We start from the raw sequence: 4,944 nt of genomic DNA, 5'->3' as shown, positions 1-4,944 counted from the left end.
CGGGTTTCGATCGCCTCGATCAACGCAGCACCGTGGTGTGGATAGACAACGGTGTCTCCGACCTCAAAATTCATCAGTTTCGAGCCCCTTTCGTCGTTCTATGATAACACGCCGCGCCGACGAGCGTGGAACAACAATGCAGGTCAGGGGCACCGCGCGCACGCAGAGGGGCTTGACAGACCGCGAAATTCGTGCAACACGACGGCCTTTCGAGGACCTGTTCGACGCTGTGCGCAAGCCCTATCCGGCGTGCTGTTCGTCTCACGTCAGGAGCTACTGCGCTGTTCCAACCGCTTGCTTGCGCCATCGGCGCCCTCAGCTTCCACCGGCCCGACCGACCTACTACTGTGCATAGTCGAACCGCAGGTGTTCGAGGGCCCAGCAGGAGGCTTTGAGTGAATCGCTTCGACTACCGCGTCCCGAGATCTCGCGGCTCGGCAAAGCTCGCCTGGCTTGCCGCAGCCGCCGCGATGGGCGCTGCCATGCTCGCTGGGTGCGGCACCGGCCAGCTCTCGCAGACTGCCATGCAGCAGTCTGCCGTCGACGGCAGCCAGGCGACGGTCAAAAACGTCGCGCTGCGCAATGTGCGCATCCAAGCGCTGCAGACCGGTGACTTTCTGCGCCCGGGAGCCACGGTCGACCTGGTGCTGGTCGCCACCAACCAGTCACCGGACGTCGCCGACAAGCTCGTCGGTATCACGACCGACATCGGCAAGGTGACCGTCACCGGCGATTCGACCCTGCACGCCAGTGGAGTGCTGTTCGTCGGCACGCAGAACGACCAGCCCAAGAAGGCCGACGACGCCGTCGAGAACGCCGATACGGTCAAGGCCACGATCGCGTTGAGCAAGCCGATCACAAACGGCCCGAACTACAACTTCACCTTCACCTTCGAGAAGGCCGGCAGCGTCAACGTGGCGGTGCCGATTTCGGCGCCGGAAGCTCAGATCCCCACCCTCCGCTGAGCTGTCACACCCGCCGGATACCGTCACGGGGTGGCCAAGGCACGTTCGCAGTATCGCTGCTCGGAGTGCCGCCATGTCACCGCCAAATGGGTCGGTCGGTGCCTGGAATGCGGCACCTGGGGCTCGGTCGACGAGGTTGCTGTCCTCAGCGCCGTACGGGGCGGTAGCCGCTCGATCGTGAGCCCATCATCGGCCGCCGTCCCGATCAGCTCAGTAGAGCCAGACGGGACCCGCCACTGCCCCACCGGAATTGATGAACTCGACCGCGTCCTGGGCGGCGGCGTCGTGCCGGGATCGGTCACGCTGCTCGCCGGTGATCCAGGCGTGGGAAAGTCGACACTGCTACTCAAGGTCGCCCACCAGTGGGCGGCGTCCGGACGGCGCGCCCTGTACGTGTCCGGCGAGGAGTCGCGCGGCCAGATCCGGATGCGCGCCGACCGTACCGGCTGCAGCCACGACGAGCTATACCTGGCCGCCGATTCGGATCTGCACGCCGTGCTCGGCCACATCGAGGCCGTCCAGCCGACGCTGGTCGTCGTCGACTCCGTGCAGACCATGACCAGCTCCGACAGCGACGGCGTCGCCGGGGGCGTGACGCAGGTACGCGCGGTCACCACCGCGCTGACCGCTGCGGCGAAAACCACTGGTGTGCCGCTGATTCTGGTCGGCCACGTCACCAAGGACGGCGCCATCGCCGGCCCACGCTCGCTCGAGCACCTAGTCGACGTGGTGCTGCATTTCGAAGGCGATCGCAATTCGGTGCTGCGAATGGTGCGGGGGGTGAAGAACCGATTCGGCGCCGCGGACGAAGTCGGCTGTTTTCTGTTGCAAGACAATGGAATCGAGGGCATCACCGATCCGTCTGGGCTCTTCCTGGATCAGCGGCCACAGCCGGTCGCCGGTACCGCGATCACGGTGACCCTCGACGGCAAGCGACCGTTGGTCGGCGAGATCCAGGCGCTGCTGGCAACGCCATCGGGCGGCTCACCGCGCCGCGCGGTCAGTGGGATCGACCACTCGCGCGCCTCGATGATCGCCGCGGTACTGGAAAAGCACGCCCGGCTCAAGATCGCCGTCAACGACATTTATCTGTCCACCGTGGGCGGTATGCGACTGACCGACCCGTCCTCGGACCTGGCGGTCGCGGTGGCCCTCGCGTCGGCCTATGCCAACCTGCCGCTGCCGGCGACCGCCGTGATGATCGGCGAAGTGGGGCTGGCTGGCGATCTGCGGCGGGTCAACGGCATGGAACGCCGACTGGCCGAAGCGGCCCGGCAGGGGTTCACCACGGCGCTGATCCCGTCCGGCGCCGGCAGCGTGCCGCCGGGGCTCAAGACACTGCAGGCGCCGCACATCGGTGCGGCGTTGCAGCACGTCCTCAACCTCACCGAGCAACGCGGCACTGCGCCCGCACCACCACATCGATTGGACTCCGCGCCCCCGGAGCACAATGAGTTGTGATGACGGTCGGCAAAGCAACGAACAACGGCTCGACGCCGCAGGAGCGTCCCACCCTGCATGAGGCGGTTGCGCGCCTGGCGCCGGGTACCGCGCTACGCGACGGCCTGGAACGTATCCTGCGCGGCCGCACCGGCGCCCTGATTGTTCTCGGCTACGACGACAACGTGGAGGCCATCTGCGACGGCGGCTTCTCGCTGGATGTTCGCTACGCCCCGACGAGGCTTCGCGAGCTGTGCAAGATGGACGGCGCGGTGGTGCTGTCCACCGACGGCAGCAAGATCCTGCGGGCCAATGTGCAACTGGTTCCCGACCCGTCGATACCCACCGACGAGTCCGGCACCCGGCATCGGTCGGCCGAGCGCGCCGCCAGCCAGGTCGGCTACCCGGTGATCTCGGTCAGCCATTCCATGAGCATCGTGACCGTCTACTTCAGCGGTGAACGACACGTGCTGGCCGACTCGTCGACCATCCTGTCGCGGGCCAACCAGGCGATCGCCACGCTCGAGCGCTACAAAGCGCGCCTCGACGAGGTCAGCAGGCAGCTGTCGCGCGCCGAGATCGAGGACTTCGTGACGCTGCGCGACGTGATGACGGTGGTGCAGCGGCTCGAGCTGGTCCGCCGGATCGGGGTGGAACTGGACTACGAAGTCGTCGAGTTGGGCACCGACGGACGCCAGTTGCGTCTGCAGCTGGAAGAACTGCTGGGCGGCAACGATGCTTCGCGCGAACTGATCGTGCGGGACTACCACGCCAATCCCGAGCCGCTGTCCAAGGCCGAGGTCGCCACCACGCTCGACGAACTGGATGCCATGTCCGACGCCGAACTGCTCGACTTCACCACCATAGCAAGGGTTTTCGGCTATCCGTCGACAGCAGAGGCGCAGGACTCGGCGGTGAGCTCACGCGGCTACCGGGCCATGTCGGAAATCCCGCGTCTCCAGTTCGCCCACGCCGACCGGTTGGTCCGCGAATTCGGATCGCTGCAGGGGCTGTTGGCCGCCAGCGCGGGCGACCTCGAAGCTGTCGAGGGAATCGGCGAGATCTGGGCTCGCCAAGTACGAGAAGGCTTGTCCCAGTTGGCCGAATCGACGATCGGAGATCCGCTCAGCTAGGCGCGGTGATGCCGAGCGCGGGCCACTGCATCAGCAGCGTCCTGGGCATCAGCCGCCGGGAGCGGGCGCCGGCCCAGGCAACGGGCCGGGCCCCTGCGCTGGTCCGGGCAACCCGGGAGGCGGAGGCGGCGCGGCGCCGGGAGGCAGCGGCGGAGCCATGATGAACGGAACCGCAAGCGAGCGAAGGTTTCCCAACTGCACGACCAGGTTGTAGGTGCCGGGCCCGATCGCCGGCCTGGGCAGCGGGCAGTGCGGGGCCGATCCCATCCCGGTCCAGGTGACGGCGGTGGTCACCTGCTCACCGGGGGCGAATGTCTTGACCAGAGTCTCGTTGGACGGCGCACAGTCCAGGTTCGACCACAACCGCTTGTTGTCCAACGAGTAGACGTAGGCTGCCAGCACGGCGGCGCCGACATCGCGCTTGCAGGCCACCAGCCCGATGTTAGTCACGACCATGACGAACTTCGGCTGGTCGCCGATGGCGTACTGGGGCGCGTTGGTCAAGCCCTTGACAGCCAGCGTGGAGTCCGGGCAGTCGTCGCCTACATTGAGCACCGGCGGCGGCAGGACGGCCGCGGTGGGTGTCTCCGGTGGCTGACCGGCGTCTTGACCGGCCGCCGGCGCCTCGACCTGAGTTTTGACCTCCGGGTTCGCTCCCTGCGCACTTTGGCTCGGCTTCTTGGCGGCGTTCGAGGTGTTCGCGCCGGCACTTCCGCTCATCACGGCCACGACGATCGCCACGACGATGGCAACCACCACGACCGCGACGCCGATCGCCAATCCCCGGCGTCGCCAGTAGATCTCCGGCGGCAGCGGGCCTCGCGGTTCCAGATCCAGCACGTTCACACGATAAGGCCAGGTCACACCGACAGCGTCGACCCGGCCCGGCGTGTCGCCCAGATAGTGGCGGCGAGCCCTGCTCCCGAAGCACACCAGCCCGAGCTTTCGTCGGCCACGATGAAGAAATCCACAAATACAGGCTTGGCTTCATATAAGAAGAAGATATGAACGGATACCGAGTGCTCGCGAAAGTCGCCGCCGTTGGCCTGATGACCGGTCTCTCCGGGCTGGTGGCCAGTCAGGCTGCCCACGCCGATGACACGCTGCTCGGTCCACTCGCGGGCAGCGACACGGCAATCATCCTCGGTGGGACCACCGAACCGACGCCGTCGACCGCCTTCGCGCAGACCGCCGAGAACGTGTATCTGCACGCGCTGGGCTTTGACGATGGCGCGACCTCCTCCACGGTCTGCGACATGGTCGCGACCGACCCGTGCGCGGCGCCGTTACAGGTGTTGACCACGCCCGAACTGATCCAGCAGGGGCCCAGCAGTCTCACCGCCGCCGACGACGTCGTGCTGGCCGTGCAGAACGAATTCGCCACGAATCCCGGCGCTTTCAGCGCC

The 4,944-nt window shown here is 66.8% G+C and carries 5 protein-coding genes and 1 pseudogene; 4 read left to right on the top strand and 2 right to left on the bottom strand.

Features of this window, described 5'->3' with window-relative positions; genetic code table 11:
• Nucleotides 1-74 (bottom strand): CarD family transcriptional regulator (locus AC2VOU_RS07890; protein WP_486956872.1); only part of this gene is annotated, 74 nt, incomplete at its 3' end.
• 321 nt (nt 75-395) lie between these two features.
• On the opposite strand from AC2VOU_RS07890, the gene AC2VOU_RS07885 reads away from it, so the two are divergent.
• From AC2VOU_RS07885 to disA, 3 genes are read left to right on the top strand one after another with little or no spacing between them, the layout of a single operon-like run.
• Nucleotides 396-965, top strand: coding sequence for a copper chaperone PCu(A)C domain-containing protein (locus AC2VOU_RS07885; RefSeq protein WP_486956871.1), 570 nt, complete (start codon nt 396-398; stop codon nt 963-965).
• Between the two features lie 30 nt (nt 966-995).
• On the top strand, nt 996-2,426 hold the full coding sequence (radA, locus tag AC2VOU_RS07880) for a DNA repair protein RadA (RefSeq protein WP_486956870.1): 1,431 nt from the start codon (nt 996-998) through the stop codon (nt 2,424-2,426).
• Nucleotides 2,426-3,538, top strand: a complete 1,113-nt coding sequence (gene disA / locus AC2VOU_RS07875; RefSeq protein ID WP_486956869.1) for a DNA integrity scanning diadenylate cyclase DisA — start codon at nt 2,426-2,428, stop codon at nt 3,536-3,538. Before radA ends, disA begins: the two co-directional genes overlap by 1 nt.
• Before the next feature lie 48 nt (nt 3,539-3,586).
• Here disA and AC2VOU_RS07870 read toward each other — a convergent pair whose 3' ends face one another.
• Complete coding sequence (locus tag AC2VOU_RS07870) at nt 3,587-4,378, bottom strand: hypothetical protein (RefSeq protein WP_486956868.1); 792 nt, start codon at nt 4,376-4,378, stop codon at nt 3,587-3,589.
• Between the two features lie 164 nt (nt 4,379-4,542).
• Here AC2VOU_RS07870 and AC2VOU_RS07865 point away from each other — a divergent pair.
• Nucleotides 4,543-4,944 (top strand): annotated as a pseudogene (locus tag AC2VOU_RS07865) (PE-PPE domain-containing protein); the annotation flags it as partial.

The sequence above is a fragment of the Mycobacterium sp. TH-M25 genome, assembly GCF_057473665.1.
This window is presented reverse-complemented; position numbering and strand designations above follow the sequence as displayed.

Bases quoted from the DNA above. Each gene is read 5' to 3' on its own strand.
- disA (WP_486956869.1), top strand. From the start codon at position 2,426: ATGACGGTCGGCAAAGCAACGAACAACGGCTCGACGCCGCAGGAGCGT.